Origin of the sequence: Sinorhizobium chiapasense (genome assembly GCF_045277575.1) — a bacterium.
In the GTDB taxonomy this organism is placed as follows: domain Bacteria; phylum Pseudomonadota; class Alphaproteobacteria; order Rhizobiales; family Rhizobiaceae; genus Ensifer; species Ensifer chiapasense_A.
Genome location: NZ_CP144206.1, coordinates 2,165,964 through 2,185,107 on the forward strand (window position 1 = coordinate 2,165,964; position 19,144 = coordinate 2,185,107).

A 19,144-nucleotide genomic window follows, 5' to 3' on the forward strand; every position below is an offset into this window, starting at 1 on the left:
CAGGCAATCAGATGTGGTAGACGTCGATGACCTGGCGGATGTAGTCGTTCTTCAGCACGATTTTCTTCCGCGAAATCATGAGCTCACCGCCGCTCTTGCGCAGCGTGACGAACATGGTCCCAAAGAAATGATCGGTGACCTTGTAGCGGTGGTTGAGCGTGTGGAAGTTGTAGCGGAAGTCCGCCTCCTCACCGCGATCAGCCACCCGTTCGACATTGGTGACGTTGTGGCTGGTGCGCGGCTCCGGCGTGGACGCACCGGAGCGTTCGGTCTTGATGCGAAAGACGCGATCTTCCAGGCCGTCGCGGCTCGGATAATAGATCAGCGAGATCTCAGATTGCGGATCCTCGGTCAGTTGATCGTCGTCGTCCCAGGCCGGCATCCAGTAGCTGACGTCGGGCGCATAGCAGGTCAGCCATTCGTCCCACTGGCGATCGTCGAGCAGGCGCGCTTCGCGGTAGAGGAAGGCGCAGGCGGCTTCAAAGGAGATGCTCATGCGACCGCTCCCTTCCTTTCAGAGGCAAGCGCTGCGCGCATTACCTTCGCCCAATACTCGTGCTGGCGAACGAAAAGGCCTTCGTCCTCGCTGCGCTCGCCCGAAAGCAGCGGCTCGATACCCATGCGCCTGGCATTCTCGTCCGGACCGTCGATCCAGAGCGGGGCGCCGCGCGACAGGTCGTTCCAGAGCGCGGTGATGCCGGCATAGCCTTGCTGGCAGGCGCGGAACTCTTCGAGATCGTCCGCTGTGCCCATGCCGGAGACGTTGAAGAAATCCTCATATTGGCGGATGCGCAGCGTGCGATCGGCAGCGCTTTCGCCCTTCGGCGCGAAACAGAAGATGCTGATCTCGGTCTTGTCGACACTGATCGGGCGGGTCACGCGGATCTGCGTGCTGAACTGATCCATCAGGAACACATTCGGATAGAGGCAGAGGTTGCGCGTCTGGTTGACGATGAAATCCGCCTGGACCTCGCCGACCCGCGCCTTGATCTCCTCGCGATGGCTGAAGATCGGCCGAACCTCCGGGTTCATGGTGTTGGTCCAGAGCAGGATGTGGCCATTGTCGAAGCCATAGACGCCGGCGATCGAGCGGCTCCAGCTGCTGGCGTCGACCGCCTTGGTGCCCTCTTCGTTGCGACGGCCCATGGTGGCGGCATAGTTCCAGTGCACGGAGCTGACGTGATAACCGTCGCAGCCGTTCTCCATCTGCAGCTTCCAGTTCCCGTCGTAGATGTAGGAGGAATTGCCGCGCAGCACTTCGAGCCCGTCGGGCGCCTGGTCGACGATCTGGTCGATGATGATCTTGGTTTCGCCGAGATAGTCTTCGAGCGATGAGACGTCCGGGTTCAGGCTGCCGAACAGGAAGCCGCGGTAGCTCTCGAAACGGGCGACACGCTTCAGGTCGTGCGAGCCGTCTTTCGCGAATTGCGGCGGATATTGCGTCGTCTTCTCGTCCTTCACCTTCAAGAGCTTGCCGGTGTTGGAGAAGGTCCAGCCGTGGAAGGGACAGGTGAAGCTGCCTTTGTTGCCGTGCTTGCGCCGGCAGAGCATCGCGCCGCGGTGGGCACAGGCATTGATGACCGCGTGTAGCTCACCTGTCTTGTCACGGGTGACGACGACAGGCTGCCGGCCGATATAGGTGGTGTAATAGTCGTTGTTCTCTGGGATCTGGCTCTCGTGGGCGAGGTAGACCCAGTTGCTTTCGAAGATGTGCTTCATCTCCAGTTCGAAGAGATCTTCGTTGGTGAAGATGTCGCGACGGCAGCGGAACGTGCCGGCCTCATGATCATCCTCGACCGCGGTCGCGAGCAGGTTGTCGAGGACCTCAGATTTATCGATAATCGCAGACATGGTTCTTCTCCCGCAAACGGCTGACCCGTGTTCGGCTCGGCGATTGCAACAATGTCGGTGTCGGGGGCGGCGGCTCTTTTGGCCGCCGCTGGAAAGGATCAGGCGGCAGCGCGCTTGCGCTGCTCGTTGATCTGGTTGTCGACGCCATTCACCAAGGCGGTGAGATGGATGTCGAATTCGATCTCGGCAAACGGGCCGGAGAGATTGTTGGCCTTGATGCTCGCCTCGTCGGTCCGCTCGGTGACATCGGGCACCAGGCCGTCACGCGTCGCGTAGGCGAAATCGTCATTGACCAGCGGGTCGCCGGCGATGTTGATCTGGGTCGTGAGCTTGCGGTGGCCGTCGGCGCTGATGAAGAAGTGGATATGGGCCGGGCGCTGGCCATGGCGTCCAAGCGCCGAGAGCAGCTGTTCGGTCGGGCTTCCCGGAGGGACGCCGTAACCATGCGGCACGATGCTCTGGAATTTATAACAGCCCTTGGTATCGGTCACGATCGTGCGGCGCATGTTGAACGGTGCCTGCAGGCCGGTCGGGTCGAAGTGGGAATAGAAGCCGCGGGTGTCGCAGTGCCAGACTTCGACGGTCGCGCCCTTGAGCGGCTTGCCGTCAGCACCATAGACGGTGCCGTGCATGATCAGCGTCTTGCCATTGGTGTCACGGCCGTCATCAAGGCGGGCGAACCCTTCCGAAGCCGGTGCGCCGGCGACATAAAGCGGCCCTTCGATGGTGCGCGGCGTCGGGTTCTGGATGCCGAGCTCCTCGTCAATCGCGTCGAGACGTTCGTCGAGGAAGTGGTCGAGGCCGAGGCCGGGCGAGATCAGGCCGGCCTGGCCGGCAGCACCGATCTCGTTCAACCAGGCAATGCCGGTCCAGTATTCGTCCGGGGTGATGTCGAGGTCGTCGATCGCCTTGAACAGGTCCGACATCAGCCGGTGGACGATCTCTTTAACGCGCGGGTTGCCGCCGTCCTTATCGAGGCCGCTTAAAACCTTCAGGAAATCCTGAATCTCCGGCTTGTCGAAAATCTTCACGCTCATATCAATTCCTCCACTTGGATCAGTTTGAAAGCGGGTGCCGTCTGCCAACCTCCCGGCGACGGCTGAACGAATTCTCAGGTATCGTCCTCACGGATCGAGGATGGGTGCCGAAGCAGCGGCGTCACCGCGATCTCCATGAATTTGAAGAGCGGCAGGCCGGAGAGGACCTCGTGCAGCTCGGCATTGTCCTTGACGTCGAAGACGCTGTAGTTCGCGTACTCACCGGCGATCCGCCAGATGTGCCGCCACTTGCCGTTCCGCTGCAGCTCCTGCGAATAGGCCTTTTCCCGGGCGATAATTTCGGCCGCTTGTTCGGCGGGGAAATCATGGGGAATGCGGACGTCCATTCTGACGTGAAACAGCATGACCTGCTCCTCACTTTGCAACGCTGATCGTCTTGCGCAGCCCATCGCGCGCAAAGAACTTCAGGCGGTCTTCGTCGAGTTCGATCCCGAGGCCCGGTCCATCCGGCACCTTCAGTTCGAAATCGCTGTAATCGAGCGGCGTCGCGAGGATTTCCTCGGTCAAAAGCAGCGGGCCGAAGAGTTCCGTGCCCCATTGCAAATGAGCGAAGGTGGAAAACACATGGGCTGACGCCACTGTGCCGACGCCGCCCTCCAGCATCGTGCCGCCATAGAGCTCGATGCCGGCGGCATCGGCGATCGTCGCAACGCGCTGGGCATTGAAGAGGCCACCGCTCTGCTCGATCTTGACGGCAAAAACGTCGGCGCCTTTGCTCTTCGCTATCTCGAAGGCAGATTCCGGACCGGTGAGCGACTCGTCCGCCATCAGCGCCACCGGGAAACGACGGACCAGGCGCTTGAGCGCCGCCGTCGAAGCGACCGGCTGTTCGACCAGTTCGCAGCCGGCCTCCGCCAGTGCCGCCATGCCGTAGGCCGCCTCGAATTCGCTCCAGGCCATGTTGACGTCGACACGCACGGCGCCGCGGTCCCCCAGCGCCTGCTTGATCGCCGCGACATGGGCGATATCGTCCTTCAAAGGCCTGGCGCCGATCTTCAATTTGAAGATCCGATGGCGGCGAAGGTCGAGCATCGTCTCGGCCTCGGCAATGTCTTTCACGGTATCGCCGGAAGCAAGCGTCCAGGCGACCGGTAGCCGCTTGCGCAATGCCCCACCAAGCAGTTCGCTGATCGGCAGGCCAAGACGCTTGCCATGGGCGTCGAGCAGGGCGGTTTCCACCGCGCTCTTGGCGAAGCGATTTTCCTTCACCGCCTTGCCGATCCGGATCATCAGAGCGCGGACATGGCTCGCGTCCTCGCCGATCATGACAGGCGCGAAATAGGTATCGATGGCAAGCTTCATCGTTTCCGGGCTCTCGCCCCCATAGGAGAGACCGCCGATCGTCGTGCCCTCGCCGACGCCAACCGTGCCGTCGCTGCAGTGCACCTTCACCAGCATCAGCGTCTGGCCGGTCATGGTCGCAACGGAGAGCTTGTGCGGCCGGATGGTCGGCAGGTCGACCAGCATCGTTTCGACCCGTTCGACAACGGGGGAAAGGGCTGCGGTCGGAGCAATGGGGGCAAGGATCTTGTTCATGGCGTGACTGTGCGCCGCCGACCGGGCGGCGTCCAACACCAATTAGGTTCGCTATGATACCTTTATGATATAGTATGGCAAAGATTTCGGGTATTCAGGCAGTTGCCGCATCGCAACATACCGCAACAGTAGGAAAATATCGGGAGCTCGACCATGGATCTGCGCCAGCTTCGCTATTTCGTCGCCGTCGCCCGTGAGCGCAATTTCACGCGCGCTGCCGAGCAGTTGCACATCGCCCAGCCCCCGCTCAGCCGACAGATCCAGCTTTTGGAAGAAGAGCTGGGTGTCCCGCTGATCATCCGCAAGAGCCGCCCGGTGCGGCTGACTGAGGCCGGCCGGTTGTTCTACGAACAGTCGCTGCAGGTTCTGGGACGAGTCGAGCAGATGGTTGAGGCCACGCGCCGCGTTGGCCTCAACCAGAACCGCGTCCTGTCCATCGGCTTCGTCGCCTCCACGCTCTATGGCGGATTGCCGACACTCGTGCGCAAGCTACGCCAGAACGCGCCCGAGCTCGACATACGGTTGCTCGAGATGGTGTCGGTGCAGCAGATCGCGGCGTTGAAGGAAGGACGGATCGATGTCGGCTTCGGCCGGCTTCACCACAGCGATCCCAACGTCGTCGGCATCCTCATGCGTGAGGAACGCCTCGCCTTGGCGATACCCCAGGGCACGCCGCTGGCTGAGGAAAAGTCGCCCCTGCCCTTAAGTGCGCTTGGTGGCCAGACGCTGATCGTCTATCCGAAGGAGCCGCGCCCGAGCTATGCCGACCACGTGCTAAGCCTGCTTCACGCCCACGATGTGCGCCCGGCCGAGGTGCATGAAGTGCGCGAGATTCAGAGCGCCCTTGGCCTTGTCGCCTCGGAAGCGGGTCTTTGCATTGTCCCCTCCTCGGCGCGCCAGGTGCGCTCGGATCTCCACTACCGCATGATCGAGGGGGAACGCGCGACCTCGCCTGTCATCCTCAACCATCGGGTCGGCGACAATTCGCGCCACATCGAGCTGATCAAGAAGCTGATCGAGGAAATGTATGCGGAAAACCCGCCCTGGCTCGGCCTTGAGCACAATCTCCCCTTCCGGCCTTCGTTCGTTACGTGACGAGGTCCGGCATTCGCCCGTCGGGCATCCTGTTGCCCGACGCGCCTTTGCTCTCAACCCATAGCTGCCGCACGATTTGCCGAAGCGCAAGCGCTTCGGCCCACCGGTCCGTGGAGTCTTCGCCGTCCGCCCTGGTGATCGCATAGGGCCTGGGACCAAGCTCGCAGGTCATGACCAGTTCGGCATCGGCAGGAGCACGGGATCGCCAGTTGGCGAAACCATAGCTCCACCAGCCGCAGAAGAGATCGACCCAGGGGCGATGGTGCGGAAAGGAAATCTCGACCTGAATCTGTTGGCACGAACCGATACGGCCGTGAAAGGCTTCGGCGTTGTCGAGGATGCGCCCGATCTGCGCGTGGCTTTCCTCTTCGATCGGGAAGGCGAATTCGCGACCAACCAGATAATGCGAGAGGTCGGCGAGAAGCGGCAGATTGGGTCGATGCTCGAGGAGATCGAGCGTAAACAACAGGTCGCTGGTGATCCGGTGGCGGTGGGTTTCGATATAGACGGGAACGCCTGTCTCCTCTGCGAGCCGCATCCATCCGTCGAGAAGCGGCAGACAGTCCTCGATCCGGCGCGGACGGACATCCGCCTGCAGATCGATGTGGCTGACGGGAAACTCCGTCGCCAGTTCGAGCGTCAGCCGCAGGTCCTCGACAGTCCGTGGAAAGCAGACACCCTCGATCTTCAGGCCGGTACCCCGGATCGCTTCGTTAAGGCGAATGACATCGCGACGGCTGGTGTAGTGCACGCTGATGCCGTCGAACCCGGCCGCGACGATATCAGCGATGTTTTCTTCGAGGCTGCGCTCGTAGCCGTCGGCATGCCGGCGTTCCATCGCCCAGAGTGATTGAAAGACAAGCAGCTTCTGCATCAGGCCGCCCGCGCGCTCTTGAGCAGTGCCTTCAGGTTCACGCTCGCGTCGGCGAGTGCGGCGGGGTCGGGGCTGACGCCGGCGGCAATCAGCATCTCCGCCAGCTTGATATCCTTGGCGAGACTATTGCCGAGACCGAGGCCTGCGGCCGCGACGAGACGCCCGCCATCCAGGTAGAATTCGAGTTCGCCGCCGTCGAGTTGGCGCGTGACGCTCTGATGGTCTGGATGCGGCAAGCCCGCCACCTGCAGGCCGAGATCGTATTGATCGGACCAGAACCAGGGGATGGCCATGAATGTTTCTTGGCTGCCGGCTAAGTTCCGAGCCGCCGTCTCCGCCTGGCTGCGCGCATTGCGCCAGCTTTCAAAACGCATATGCCCTCCACCCGGCTGTGCCACGGCCGCGCAATCGCCAGCCGCATAAATATTCGGGTCGCTGGTGCGCAGATGACCGTCCGTCAGAATGCCGTTTCCTGTCGCAAGCCCCGCCGCCTCGGCGAGCGCGATATCCGGCTGAACGCCAATGGCTGCGACAACGATATCGGCCGGCACCGCAACGCCATCGGCGAGAACAATCGCATCGTCAGTGATTTCGGCGATACCCTGCCCGAGATGAAACACAACGCCTTCATTCTGATGACGGGCGTGGAGCCTTGTAGCGAAGCGCGCAGGAACGGCGCGGCCGAGCGGCCTCGGCGCCATTTCGATGACGCTGACGGCGATCCCCTTGCCGCGCAGCACGGCCGCAAGCTCCATGCCGATCAGGCCGCCGCCAATGATCGCAACCCTTTTGCCGGCTTCGGCACAGGCGAAGATCGCCGCCGCATCGGTATAGGTGCGAAAATCGAGCGCGCGCTCGGCCCCCGGGCAATTGAGCCGTCGCGGGCGGGCGCCGGTGGCGAGCAGCAACTTGTCGTAGACGAGCGTCCGTCCATCGCTCAAGGTGACGGAGCGAGTGTCGGCATCGAACTGCGAAGCTGATACACCTTGTAGGTAGCCGATGTCCGCAGCCTCCAGCGCTTCAGCGCCGCAGATCGGCTTCATCTGCACCGCACCGTCAAGCGGTTTCGACAGCGGCGGGCGCTCATAGGGCAGATGCGGTTCCGTGCCGACCAGCGTGACGCAGCCGGTAAAACCAGTTTCCCTGAGTGCAAAGGCCGCGCGGGTACCGGACTCTCCGGCGCCAATGATGACGATGCCGTTCATGACTTGCTCCGTAGATCATAGGTTGGAGCGGGATGCGGGCGGAAAACCGCACGCTCTTTTCCTCATCCCGCTTTAAAAGAGGTGGCCGGCGCAGGCAGGAGAAATGCGCCGGCCTACGGCGCCGCGCGTCGGATCAGACGCGCAAAGGTCGCTGTAGTACTTTGAACCCCTGCATGGTCTTGTCCTTTAATCGGCTACTAATAAAGGAAACAGGCAGTAGGAGGATCAGTTGCGCGTCGTGTAGTCGGCCATGTTCTTGGGCGTGACGAGTTCGAAGGGAACCATCATCTCGCGCTCGACGGCCTTTCCGCGCGCCAGCGCAACGGCGGCATCGAGCGCGCTTGCCGACTGGCCCTTGGCGTTCTGGAATACCGTTGCGTCGAGATCGCCCGCGGCCATGGCGGCGAGCCCATCCTGCGTCGCATCGATGCCGACGACGATCACGTCATCCATCGACACGCCAGCGGCCTTGAGGGCCTGGATGGCACCGATCGCCATCTCGTCGTTATTGGCAAAGACGACGTCGATCGGGCGACCGGCGGTGATCCAGTTGGTGGTGAGATCCATGGCGTTGGTGCGTGTCCAGGCCGCGGATTGTTCATCGGCAATCGTCGCACCCCTGCAGTCGCCGGCGGCCAGCGTTTCCTTGAACGACGAGGTGCGGTCGCGCGAGGCCTGGTGGGCGAGGTCGCCCATCAGGATATAGACTTGCGCATCGCCGTCCTTGCCCTTTTCCTTCAGCAGCGAACAGGCGGCCTCGGCTCCGAGCCGGCCGGAATCCGTTTCCCGGCTACCGACATAGGCCTGCTTCGCCGGCAGTTTGTCGACATTGTCCGGCTGGAGATTGAGATAGACGAGTGGAATACCCGCTTTTTCCGCCGCCTCGCTGATACCGGGGGCGGCCGACGTATCGGCCAGTGTCGTGATGATCGCGTCGACGCCCGAGGCGATGAAGTTATTCACCTGGTTGAGCTGCTTGGAAATGTCGGTCTGGGCGTCCTCGATCTGCAGATTGACGCCGGTCACCTCCGTTGCGCGGCCGTTCAGACCCTCGCGCAGCAGGGTCTGGAAGTTGTTGTCGAAGCTCTGCATCGAGACGCCGATCGTCTCCGCCGAGGCAGAACTTCCCAGCAAGGCGGCAAGCGCTGCCGCCAGGTACATGGATTTCATGATATCCTCCCAATGGGTGCCGGATCACCCGATCGCATTCCGGAAGGCCCGACGGGCCCGATCAATCGTGGCGCATGACAGTGCCGAAGGCGGCACTAGAGCGCCGTGCGTTCATATGAACGCACAAAGGACGCTCTAGCACTTTGATTCTAGAGCATCTTTCCGCATTCAAGTGATTCCACTTGAAAGCGGGATGCTCTAGCCGAGCGCCACGCGGACCTCTCCGTCGACGATTTCGGCGGGGTAGGTCTTGAGGTTTTCGCAGGCGGGAAGCCTGAGGGCCTCGCCGGTGCGATAGTCGAAGGCGCCGGAATGCTTGGGACATTCCACCTCGAAGTCCATGACCAGCCCATCGGCGAGATGGATCGCCTCATGGGTGCAGAGGCCGGCGGTGCAATAGACGCTGTCGTCCGGGCCACGGTAGACCGCATAGGTGCGACCGGCATGATCGAAGCGGATCGCGCCTTCCTGTTCGATGTCCTCAAGCTTGCAGGCTGGTACCCAGGTGATCACGTTGCTCATTCGGCTGCCTCCCCGATCGTATTTCGTGCCTTGCGGGCTGCGAGTTTTTCCTTGCGTTTGCGGTAGCGTTCCAGCATCCGCGCCTCGCCCTCGGCCGAGCCGTCGTGCCAGGTGCCGAACCACCGATCGAGCGGGATGAGCGCGTCGCCGTAGTTCACCTCGAAATACTTGTGGTGCAGGTAATGCGCATAGGCGTGGCTATCGACGAGGGTCTCTTCGCCGACCTCGACCTTGTCGAAACCGACGTGGCCGGGAATGGCGCCGAAGCCCGCATAGTGAAGCTGATAGAGCATCAGGATCGGGTTGGACGGCAGGATCAGATGATAGAAGGCCGTTGCGAAGTAGAGCAGGTGCTCGACCGGATGCATCGACAGCGACGACCACGGCGACGGATTCACCGAATTGTGGTGGACCGAATGCACCCACTTGTAGAGGAACGGCGTGTGGATGAGCCGGTGGATGCAGAAGAAGTGGAACTCGTGGATCACGGGCACAACGAGCGCGACCGCGGCGAGCGTCCAGGGATTTTCCGCGAAGCTCAGCCATGGCGCATAGCCATTGGCATGGGCCCAGAGCATGGCGACCTCGACGGCAGTCCAGATGGTCACGCCCGAAAGGAAGGTGCGCAGGATGTTGTCGAGGTTCTGGCTCTCGAACCAGAAGGCCTTGCTCTTCTGCTCGGCCGGGAATTTGCCATTGTACTTGAAGCGGTTTTCCTGCCGCTTCAGCACATAGAGATGCAGTTCGAAAGCGCCATAAAACAGGAACACGCAGACGGCGTTCACCGCGTAAAGCCAGGCGATCCAGCCGATGCCAAGCGTCTGCATCGCTCCCATCGGCGGGATCACCCAGGCCCAATAGGCAAACGCCGAAGCGGCGAAGATGGCATTCCACGGAAAGAAATAGTGCGGCAGCCACTTGATCAGGGCCACGAGCCTGGGTGGAAAGGCAAACAGCGGCGCCGTCTCGATCGGCTGGTTCGGCGCCCAGTCGCCGCGCTTGTTGCGCGTTCCATACTTCAGATCATCCATGACGCTCTCCTCCCGGCGGGCCGCCTGCGCTCCGCACAATTTCACTGATGGAAGGGGCGCCTTCAGCGCTTTTGCCGGTTCCGGTTCGCCGCTGGAGCCCGGCCTCCTTCTTGACAAAAATCTAGCAGGAGGCGGCCTGAACGACGAAGCCTTCTTTGATCAAATCAGATCAAAGGCTTTCGGCCGTGACGGTGATGAAGCGAATGGGCGCCGTATCGGGTTCCATTTCGGTAAGGCCGATCCGGCGGAGCACAATATCAAGCGCGCGACGGGCCTGAGCTTCAGGTGCCTGGTCGAGCACGACGTCCATGATGCCGTCGTTAAGAGCATTGCGCGTGTAGTCGGTGAGTTCGTGGCCGACGAAAAAGATCTCCTTGCCGCGTGGATGCCGGCGAAGCACGTCGATCAGGGCGGCGTTGGCCCCGCCCGCATTATAGAGACCGGCCATATCGGGATAGATCTCGAGCGCCGATCGCAACGCTTCGGCGCCGTAAAGTTCTTCGTCGCGGGTGAAGCCCAACCACTCGAACCGGCGTTCGCCTGGGTGTTCGCGGAAATACGCCGAAAAGCCGCTGATACGATCGCGATGAACCTGATAGATCGGATGGCAGAGGGCAACGACAGGGCCGGACCGACGCGCCATGCGGGCGATGAAGAGGGCCGCCGTTCTTCCGGCCGCCTGGTTGTCGATCCCGACGAACTCTCCGAGCGTCTCGGACGCCCGCGTAACGACATGGACCACCGGCACGCCGCGCGCGACGACCGCTTCGACCGCGGCGCTGATCAGCGGACTGTTGGGTACTGCAAGGATCAGGCCGGCACGTGGCACCTCGCTCGACAGAATCCGCCCAGCAATCTCCTCCGGCTTCATTTCCTCGGCGAAGCTGCGCTGGACGACGACGAGCGGATCGAGCGTCTCGGCAATCCGCTGGAACGCCTGGGACAGCCGCCGATAGAACGTGGTTTCGGGCCGCACCATCAGCACATCGATGCGCAGCAGCCCGCGATGGGTATCGGGAAGCGTGCGCGGGTAATTCAGCGTGCGGGCGGCGACGACCACCTTTTCGACCAGATCCGGGCGAACGCCGCCGCGCCCGTTCAAGACTCGCTCGACCGTCGCGGTTCCGACGCCTGCCAGCTTGGCGATATCGCGATAGTTCGGTTTGCTCACCCCAGAATCCTTCGCCTGGATTTCCGATGCATCTCCACAGCGCCATAGCATGCGGCACGGCCCGTTCGACAGCGTGCGCGCCGCAATTGCTGCGTTACACTCGCCGCTTACCGTCGATGGCCTATATCAACCGGATGCCCAAGAACCACAGAGGCTTCCATGACTTATGAATTGTACTACTGGAACGGCATTCAGGGCCGTGGCGAATTCGTACGACTGGCGCTCGAAGACGCCGACGCGGCTTACGTTGATGTCACACGCGTCGCTGACCGCGGCACCGGCGAGATGATGAAGCTCATGGGAAGTACCACCGCGGCACACATCCCTTTCGCGCCGCCGTTCCTAAGAGACGGCGACCAGGTCATTTCGCATGTAGCGAACATCCTCCTTTACCTCGGTCCCAAGCTCGGCCTTGCGCCAAAGGAGGAGGGGCTGCGCTGGTACGCCAACGGCCTGCAGCTCACCATCACCGATTTCGTCGCAGAAGTGCATGACACACACCACCCGATCGCAACGTCGAAATACTACGAAGACCAGAAGGAAGAGGCAAAAGCCCGCGCGTCCGACTTCGTCACGAACCGCATCCCGAAGTTTCTGAGCTATTTCGAGCGCGTTCTTGCGCAGAACCCTGAGGGTGGCGGTCACGCCGTTGGCAGCGCAGTTAGCTATGTCGATCTCTCGCTGTTCCAGGTGATCGAGGGACTGCGCTATGCCTTTCCCAGGGCGATGCGTCACTATGAGCACCTGTACCCCAACCTCTTGAGGCTGCATGCCTCGGTCAAGGCAAGACCAAGGCTTGGCGCCTATCTCGCTTCGCCGCGACGGCTGGCCTTCAACGAGGACGGCATCTTCCGTCGCTATCGTGAGCTGGATATCGAGCCCTAGGCGAACCGGCCTCCCTGAGGCAGTTGCGCCGCGTGAGGGAAGCCGTTCGTCTCGAGGTGATCTCGTCGCCTCAGGCAGCGGCAAGGGCGCGCGCTACTCGACATAATTCCAGGGAATGAAGCGATAGAGCGTTTCGTCCCTGGCTACGTGGCCGATGCCGGGAAACGGCAGGTGCGCGCCGGCGACGAGGTAACGGCCATCTGCCGCATCTGCAAGGCCTACGGCGCGGGTCGCGACCGCCGCAGCGCCGTCGACGTCGAAGGTAACGAAGACGTCGGGTGCATCGAACTGGATGTGGTCGCCGTGGATCACGTCACCCCAGAAGACGAGGCGCTGACCGTCATCGGATTTCAACACGATCGATGAATGTCCGGGCGTATGCCCGGCCCTGAGGATCGAACCGATGTTCGGCAAAACGTCGGCGTTGTCGGCGAAACGCTTCACCTTTCCGGCGGCGATATAGGGAGCGAGAGCATCGTGGGCACGCTGGAAGTCGGTCTTCTGTGCCTCGGTCATCGACGTCACGCCTTCGCGTTCGATCCAGAACCGATATTCGCGGTCGGCGAGATGGATCTCGGCATTCGGATATTGCGGCTTGCCATCGGCGGTAAGGCCGCCCGAATGATCGGCGTGCACATGCGTCAGGATCACGGCGTCGACCTGCTCGGCTCCGTAGCCGGAGGCGGTCAGGTGGCGAAGGAGCTTGCCGGCAGCGGCGCCGAGCAGCGCGCCCGACCCTGCGTCGATCAGCACCAGTCGTTCGCCGTCGTTGACCAGATAGGCATTGATCGACAGATGCGGCTCCTTGCCGAGAAAGTTGTCGTCGAGCTTGCGCTGCAGGTCGTCTACCGGTTCGTTCTGATAGATCGTCGCCATAGGCAGCGCCAGCGTGCCGTCCGACAGCGCAGTGACTTCATATTTTCCGAAGCGGAAGCGGTAGAAACCGGCATTGGCAACGGTCGAGAACGGCGCGGCGGAAAAGGCCAGGCGCGGCACGAGCGGCAACAGGGCCGTGGCGGCGAGAAGACCCAAAGCTTGTCTGCGGGTGGTCATGATCGGCTCCTTCGATTGAATGCGATGAAGCTATCAATTCAACCCTTCGTCGATTATCCTTCGATCATGGAAGTGATTGTTCCGGAAACGCATGAAATCCCCCCAGTCTCCCGATCTCAATAGCCTCAGGATCTTCCTCGAGGTCGCCCGCACCGAGAGTTTTTCCGCCGCCGCGCTTCGCCTGCACCTTCCACCAAGCACGGTCAGCCGACGCCTGCTGGAGCTAGAGACCGCGCTCGGCGTCGCATTGTTGTTGCGCTCGACGCGCCGCGTCTCCTTGACCGAAGCCGGCAAGCAGTTGCTGGAGTCGATTGGCGGAGCAGTGGAGTTGATCGATCGTGGCATTGCCGGTTTCCGCCCCGCCAACGGAACGGCCCGCGGGCGGCTGCGGGTCGCAACGTCGGTGGCCTTCGCGCGCACTTACCTGCCGCCGATCCTCAAGCGCTACGCAGATCTCTGCCCCGAAGTTCAGGTCGACCTGCAGACGACGCATCACAATGTCGACCTGATCGGCGAAAGCGTCGACGTGGCGCTGAGGATGGGCGAGCCGGTCGACAGCGAGATGATCTACCGAAAGATCGGAACGATCGAGCAACGGCTCTATGCCGCCCCGGCCTACTGCAGCGGGTTGACCCTGTCGTCGCCTGAGGACCTGATGGAGGTCGCGCTGGTGGCGCATCGGACGCGCATGCGGCGGGAATTCGCCCACTGGCTGCTGTCGGATGGCAGCCGGCACTTCACATTGGAGCGGCCACCATCGATCGTGGTCGACGATCCGGCCATTGGTGAGCGCCTGATCGCCGAGGGCCTCGGCATCGGTCTGCTCAGTGATGCGCTCGCCGCCGACGGGGTCGCCACGGGGCGGCTGGTGCCGGTCCTTGCCGAATGGTCGGGACCGCCCACGACGCTTTACTACCTCTATCATCAGCAACTGGGCGAGCTGCCGAAAGTGGCGGAATTCCTGAAGGCCGTGCGCGAAACGTTCCGTGTTCGGGCTGAGTGAGGCCCACCGTGCCGATGCGTTGAACAATTGCCACGGAGCGGCTTTTTGCGCCTATACCTGCAATTCTTCGATCGAATCCACCCGGTCTGGATAAAACGCCAGCCGGTCCTTGATTTCCACCACCGCCGCATGCGGTTTTTCATAGGTCCATATGGCGTTCTTCGACCGCTCACCGCCGATCGTGACGCTGTAGTAGGAAGCATCGCCCTTGTAAGGGCAATGGGACGAATGATCGGTGCGATCAAGCAATGACATGTCAACGTCCTTGCGGGGAATGTACTGCACCGCCGGGTAGGACGCCTCGCGCAACGTCAACGCATCGCGCGTATCGGCGATGACGTGTCCGCCGAGCTTGACGACGACGCGTGCCGGATTCCGATCGATGGTGATCGGATGATCGGGCCCCGGGATTTTGATCGATTTGTCAGACATGAACGATCGCCTTCGGAAAATTGCAACACGCTGTAGATGGGGGCATGTCTGCTGATTTCCAACCGGCAACGCCAATTGGGTACGTACTGCAACGGCCAAGGTCGATAGCGCTATATGGCAGCTAGCCGTAACGGTGCGTGTACTCGCCAACCCGGAAGTCCTCGAAGGATTGGTACCAGCTCTTTCCCGGCCAGATATAGTTCACGCGGCCTTCTGCCGGTCGATAGACGGCTGTATAGAGTGTCGGAAACGAGCCGCGCCCGGAATAGAGTGGCGGCTGCAGCAACCGATCGGTCAGGCTCGAAAGAGACGCGGAAGGGGCGGCCAATGCTTCAAGGAGTGCGAGCTGTCGCGCCATCGAAGACGCTGATGCCTTTGTGCTGCACTGATGGTTCGTGCATGCTTTGAGGCGGGTAACGATCGGTCGCTGGCGAGGGCCCAGAAACAAAGTCGCGTAGCAGCCGGAGCGATCAAGCACGGTCACGTTTTGCGGGAGGGCAACCGGTATCCGGCATAGGGCCTCAACGGCCTCACTCACTTTGCGGCAGGTTTCGAGCACGTAACGGATCATCAGAATGATCGAGAAGCCGACGCCTTGAACATAGCTTCCGCCCAAGGTCACGCTGGCGACCAATCCTTCCTCGTTCATCCCGTCGACACAGCCGCCCCAAGGCCGCTGCGCCTTGCAAATCACCTTCAGGTTCGACCATTCGGTCATCTCAAACCGGTCCGACACGACACCGGGCGGATAGTCGAAATTGCGGATCAGCGCAGGGCCCTCGTCTCCGAGCCAGACGGCCTGGCTGCAGCCAAAGCGCTCTGGCGCAGGACGGTAGTGACTGAGCAGCCTGTGGGCGACTTCATCGTCGCCGACGAGAGCACAGGCTCGCTCATAGTGAGGGATCAACTCGGGCATATGGCTTGCGAGAGCGGCGCGACAGTCTTTGGCGCTGGGCGTCAAAGCTGCACCTCGCCCGAAGTACCAGCTCTCGGCCTCGGCGCGCCCGGCGACAAACCGGGATAGCCAGGCTTCTCCCGGCCGATCCTCCCGCGCGGCGACGAACGTCTTGTCCATGCACGGGACTATAGTGGCGGACCCGTTTCCATGGCAACGCAGCTCCCCGCAAAAGCCGCAGGTCCCTACCGTCAGCTCTCGCCAGCCGGTAGGGATTGGATCGCCGCCCTGGTGTCTCCTTCGGCGATCCGGATCGCCAAATCGCTCTCATCGAGCAGCTTGCGCACCTCCATCACGCCCTTGGCCGTATCCGACCAGCTATGTCTCCAGACGAGAAGTCCTACCGAGCCGACGATGGCGACGAGAAACGCGATCGGGCCCAGGAACCAGAGAGCAGCGGCAACTGTGAAGTAGTACGAGCGAACGCCCTGGCTGAAGGAGCGAAGCGCCGGATTGATCATCAGCGACAGGGCCTGGGTCCAGGCAGTGGTGTCTCGGACTTCATCTCGCGACGGGCTGGCTCCGATCGCCGCGAGACAATAGTTGATCTGCCGCACCGCCCAGATGAACTCGGAAAGCCCCCGCAGCAATGTCGCCATGACAAGCAGCACCTTGCATTGAAACAGCCATAGCGGCTCGATTGGCGCGAACATCGCGATGATCCCCGCCTGAAGGCCGATCGTCGGCTGGATGAAAAGCGCGCTGCTCATGGCGACAATGACGATGAGATTGGCCGAACCGAAGAACGAGGCCGAGTTGATCGTGTGGCCGAGGATGGCCGCATCGCCGATGAAATTGGTGTCTCGTGTCAGAACCTCGCGCATCCAGGCCTGCCGGATACGCACCATGTCCAGCATCAGGCTGTCAGTCCGGCGCGGCCAGCCAAGCGCCATCATCGGCTCCAATCCCACCCAGGTTGCGAGGAACAGGATAATCGCAGTCCAATCAAGCATCTGCACGGCTCAGCCTCCCATCACAGCTGTTCCTAATAGAAGCCGCGATGCGCGACTCGTCAACGCGTCGGCGTAGCCGAAATTGACCGTGGCCGGGGTCATGGGCCTTGCTGATTGAACACCCTGGCGACTTACGTTTCATCAACGGATTGACACAATCTGTATCCTGGATACAATTTGCCTCGGTCTTGGGAGGGATCGATGACTCAAGCCTTCGAATGGCGAAGCCAATCGCGCCTACTCGACGAAGTCGCGCAGGCGCTTCGCGAACGCATCTATGCCGGTGTCTACGCGCCCGGAGCGACGCTCCGTCAGGAGCGGATCGCTGCCGAATTCGGCATCAGCCGAACACCGTTGCGCGAAGCCCTGCGGGTGCTGGAGCGCGACGGGCTCGTGGTCAACAAGCCAGGCAGTGGCGTCAGGGTCGCGACTGCCGACCTGCCGAAACTTCTCGACGCCTATGCTGTGCGCGAGGCAATGGACGGTGTCGCGGCGCGCAACGCCGCGGAGCGCGCGACATCGGCCGAAATCAAGGATCTCGCAAAGCAGGTCGAGCGACAGCGCAAGATCGTCGAAAACTGGGATCCCGGTGCCTACACCCAATCCAACGTCCTTTTTCACGAGGCAATCGTCGCCGCCTCACGCAATGCGTCGCTGGCACCGCTCGGCCCGCTTCTGCGCATGACCTCGCAGGTCTTTGCGCCGGCCTTTTCGCTTTCGAGCGAACGCGCCAGCGCGGCCGTCGCCGAACACGGCCTGATCGTCGAGGCGATCGCGGCACGGAACCTCGACGAGGCCGAGAAGCTGGCGCGCGCGCATATCCACGCGACCGCAACGAGATTGAAAGCGCTCCTCGAGGAGCGCGATACTGACAAAGAGGCATGATCGTGAAGACCTACGGCAATTTCATCGCGAACAAATGGGAGGATGCAGCGGGCGGAGAGTTCATCGCCGTGCGAGACCCTTCCAACGGCCAGGAGTTCGCGCGCATTGCCCGGGGCACCCGGGAAGACATCGATCTCGCCGTGCGGTCTGCACGCGCGGCGCTCTCCGGCGACTGGGGAGGCATGACGCCCACGGAGCGTGGGCGGGTGCTGAGCCGGATTTCGGCAGCAGTGCTGCGCAACATTGATGTGCTGACGGAACTCGAAGCGCGCGATGTTGGCAAGCCGCTAACGCAGGCACGCGCCGACGTCGTGGCGCTCGCCCGTTATCTCGAATTCTATGGCGGCGCCGCCGACAAGGTGCATGGCGACACGATCCCGTACCAGAACGGCTTCACCGTCTTGACGGTCTATGAACCGCACGGGGTTACCGGCCATATCATCCCCTGGAACTATCCTATGCAGATCCTCGGCCGTAGCCTGGGTGCCGCGCTTGCGATGGGCAATGCGGCGGTGGTCAAGCCGGCGGAAGAAGCCTGTCTCACCATTCTGGAATTTGCCCGCATCGCCGAAGAAGAAGGCTTGCCGTCGGGCGCGCTGAATATCGTCACCGGCTTCGGCGCGGAGGCCGGTGCGGCCCTTTCCGAACATCCTGACGTCAACCACATATCGTTCACCGGTTCTGTCCGCACCGGCGAAATGGTGCAGGCGGCAGCTGCGAAGAATGCGGTGCCGGTGACACTGGAACTCGGCGGCAAGTCGGCGCAGATCGTTTTTGCCGATGCCGATCTCGACCGCGCCATTCCCTTCCTCGTCAATGCCGGTATTCAGAACGCCGGCCAGACCTGCTCGGCCTCGTCGCGCATTCTCGTTGAGCGGTCGGTCTACGAGGAGGTGGTCGCGCGTATGAGCGAGAGTTATCGTGCGCTCAAGGTCGGCCCGGCTGGCGCCGATTTCTCGGTCGGTCCGGTCGTCTCGCAGCGGCAGAAGGCGATCGTCGAGGGCTTCCTTGCCGACGCCGCAAAGGATGGCCTGAAGATCGCAGCTCAAGGCGAGATCGTCGCTGACGCACCCACCGAGGGCGCCTATGTCGCCCCCACGCTTCTGCGCGACGTGCCGCACGAACACCGCACGGTGCAGGAAGAGATCTTCGGACCGGTGCAAGTGATCATGCCCTTCGACGGCGAAGAGGAGGCAATCCGCCTTGCCAACGGCACCGCCTACGGCCTCGTCTGCGGCGTTTGGACCAATGACGGCGGACGGCAGTTGCGCATGGCGCGTGCCGTGCACGCAGGCCAGGTGTTCATCAACAATTATGGCGCGGGCGGCGGCGTCGAGCTGCCCTTCGGCGGCGTCAAGAAATCGGGCCATGGCCGCGAAAAGGGTTTCGAGGCCCTCTACGGCTTTGCCAGCATGAAAACCATTTCTGTCTACCACGGCTAGAGCCAGGAGACGTGGGCGTTTTC

The 19,144-nt window shown here is 62.1% G+C and carries 19 protein-coding genes and 1 pseudogene; 5 read left to right on the top strand and 15 right to left on the bottom strand.

The features are described 5' to 3' along the window. Positions 1–7: 7 nt before the first annotated feature. From benB to QM996_RS28820, 5 genes are all read right to left on the bottom strand, one after another. Complete coding sequence (gene benB, locus QM996_RS28800) at positions 8–496, bottom strand: benzoate 1,2-dioxygenase small subunit (protein WP_334197268.1); 489 nt, start codon at positions 494–496, stop codon at positions 8–10. Next, positions 493–1,851 (bottom strand): Rieske 2Fe-2S domain-containing protein, encoded by a 1,359-nt coding sequence (locus tag QM996_RS28805; protein ID WP_334197269.1) that lies wholly within the window; start codon positions 1,849–1,851, stop codon positions 493–495. Before QM996_RS28805 ends, benB begins: the two co-directional genes overlap by 4 nt. A gap of 98 nt (positions 1,852–1,949) precedes the next feature. Continuing rightward, a complete protein-coding gene (gene catA / locus QM996_RS28810; protein WP_334197270.1) occupies positions 1,950–2,888 on the bottom strand; it encodes a catechol 1,2-dioxygenase in 939 nt (312 codons plus the stop codon). Positions 2,889–2,962: 74 nt separating this feature from the next. Further along, positions 2,963–3,253, bottom strand: coding sequence for a muconolactone Delta-isomerase (catC, locus tag QM996_RS28815; RefSeq protein WP_334197271.1), 291 nt, complete (start codon positions 3,251–3,253; stop codon positions 2,963–2,965). A gap of 10 nt (positions 3,254–3,263) precedes the next feature. Then, positions 3,264–4,445, bottom strand: a complete 1,182-nt coding sequence (locus QM996_RS28820; RefSeq protein ID WP_334197272.1) for a muconate/chloromuconate family cycloisomerase — start codon at positions 4,443–4,445, stop codon at positions 3,264–3,266. Positions 4,446–4,598: 153 nt separating this feature from the next. Here QM996_RS28820 and QM996_RS28825 point away from each other — a divergent pair, with 153 nt between their 5' ends. After that, complete coding sequence (locus QM996_RS28825) at positions 4,599–5,540, top strand: LysR family transcriptional regulator (protein ID WP_334197273.1); 942 nt, start codon at positions 4,599–4,601, stop codon at positions 5,538–5,540. On the opposite strand, the gene QM996_RS28830 is transcribed toward QM996_RS28825, so the two are convergent. The 6 genes from QM996_RS28830 to QM996_RS28855 form a co-directional block, all read right to left on the bottom strand. Continuing rightward, on the bottom strand, positions 5,533–6,414 hold the full coding sequence (locus QM996_RS28830) for a sugar phosphate isomerase/epimerase family protein (protein ID WP_334197274.1): 882 nt from the start codon (positions 6,412–6,414) through the stop codon (positions 5,533–5,535). The genes QM996_RS28825 and QM996_RS28830 overlap by 8 nt on opposite strands. Beyond that, entirely contained in the window at positions 6,414–7,619 is a 1,206-nt protein-coding gene (locus QM996_RS28835; protein WP_334197275.1) for an NAD(P)/FAD-dependent oxidoreductase, read from the bottom strand. Before QM996_RS28835 ends, QM996_RS28830 begins: the two co-directional genes overlap by 1 nt. Before the next feature lie 225 nt (positions 7,620–7,844). Beyond that, a complete protein-coding gene (locus QM996_RS28840) occupies positions 7,845–8,789 on the bottom strand; it encodes a substrate-binding domain-containing protein (protein WP_334197276.1) in 945 nt (314 codons plus the stop codon). Positions 8,790–8,987: 198 nt separating this feature from the next. Continuing rightward, a complete protein-coding gene (locus QM996_RS28845) occupies positions 8,988–9,299 on the bottom strand; it encodes a MocE family 2Fe-2S type ferredoxin (RefSeq protein WP_173520183.1) in 312 nt (103 codons plus the stop codon). An 8-nt stretch (positions 9,300–9,307) separates the two neighbouring features. Then, positions 9,308–10,342: a sterol desaturase family protein gene (locus tag QM996_RS28850; protein WP_334197277.1), complete on the bottom strand. Its 1,035-nt coding sequence runs from the start codon at positions 10,340–10,342 to the stop codon at positions 9,308–9,310. 169 nt (positions 10,343–10,511) lie between these two features. Next, positions 10,512–11,513, bottom strand: a complete 1,002-nt coding sequence (locus tag QM996_RS28855; protein ID WP_334197278.1) for a LacI family DNA-binding transcriptional regulator — start codon at positions 11,511–11,513, stop codon at positions 10,512–10,514. Positions 11,514–11,672: 159 nt separating this feature from the next. Here QM996_RS28855 and QM996_RS28860 point away from each other — a divergent pair, with 159 nt between their 5' ends. Then, entirely contained in the window at positions 11,673–12,398 is a 726-nt protein-coding gene (locus tag QM996_RS28860; protein ID WP_334197279.1) for a glutathione S-transferase, read from the top strand. A gap of 93 nt (positions 12,399–12,491) precedes the next feature. Here the strand turns inward: QM996_RS28860 and QM996_RS28865 are convergent, their stop codons facing one another. Then, positions 12,492–13,451 (bottom strand): MBL fold metallo-hydrolase, encoded by a 960-nt coding sequence (locus QM996_RS28865; RefSeq protein WP_334197280.1) that lies wholly within the window; start codon positions 13,449–13,451, stop codon positions 12,492–12,494. A gap of 91 nt (positions 13,452–13,542) precedes the next feature. Between QM996_RS28865 and QM996_RS28870 the strand changes: the two genes are divergently transcribed. Continuing rightward, complete coding sequence (locus QM996_RS28870) at positions 13,543–14,454, top strand: LysR family transcriptional regulator (protein ID WP_334197281.1); 912 nt, start codon at positions 13,543–13,545, stop codon at positions 14,452–14,454. 51 nt (positions 14,455–14,505) lie between these two features. Here the strand turns inward: QM996_RS28870 and QM996_RS28875 are convergent, their stop codons facing one another. The 3 genes and pseudogenes from QM996_RS28875 to QM996_RS28885 form a co-directional block, all read right to left on the bottom strand. Next, positions 14,506–14,886: a DUF427 domain-containing protein gene (locus QM996_RS28875; RefSeq protein WP_334197282.1), complete on the bottom strand. Its 381-nt coding sequence runs from the start codon at positions 14,884–14,886 to the stop codon at positions 14,506–14,508. Positions 14,887–15,007: 121 nt separating this feature from the next. Next, a complete protein-coding gene (locus QM996_RS28880) occupies positions 15,008–15,961 on the bottom strand; it encodes a C45 family autoproteolytic acyltransferase/hydrolase (RefSeq protein ID WP_334197283.1) in 954 nt (317 codons plus the stop codon). Between the two features lie 149 nt (positions 15,962–16,110). Beyond that, positions 16,111–16,794, bottom strand: a pseudogene (locus tag QM996_RS28885) (DUF599 domain-containing protein); the annotation flags it as partial. Positions 16,795–16,995: 201 nt separating this feature from the next. Here QM996_RS28885 and QM996_RS28890 point away from each other — a divergent pair. Both QM996_RS28890 and QM996_RS28895 read left to right on the top strand, forming a co-directional pair. Then, the gene (locus QM996_RS28890) at positions 16,996–17,679 is read left to right on the top strand and encodes a GntR family transcriptional regulator (RefSeq protein ID WP_334197285.1); all 684 of its coding nucleotides are present in this window, start codon (positions 16,996–16,998) and stop codon (positions 17,677–17,679) included. Further along, complete coding sequence (locus tag QM996_RS28895) at positions 17,676–19,121, top strand: aldehyde dehydrogenase family protein (RefSeq protein ID WP_334197286.1); 1,446 nt, start codon at positions 17,676–17,678, stop codon at positions 19,119–19,121. Before QM996_RS28890 ends, QM996_RS28895 begins: the two co-directional genes overlap by 4 nt. The last annotated feature ends 23 nt before the right edge of the window (positions 19,122–19,144 follow it).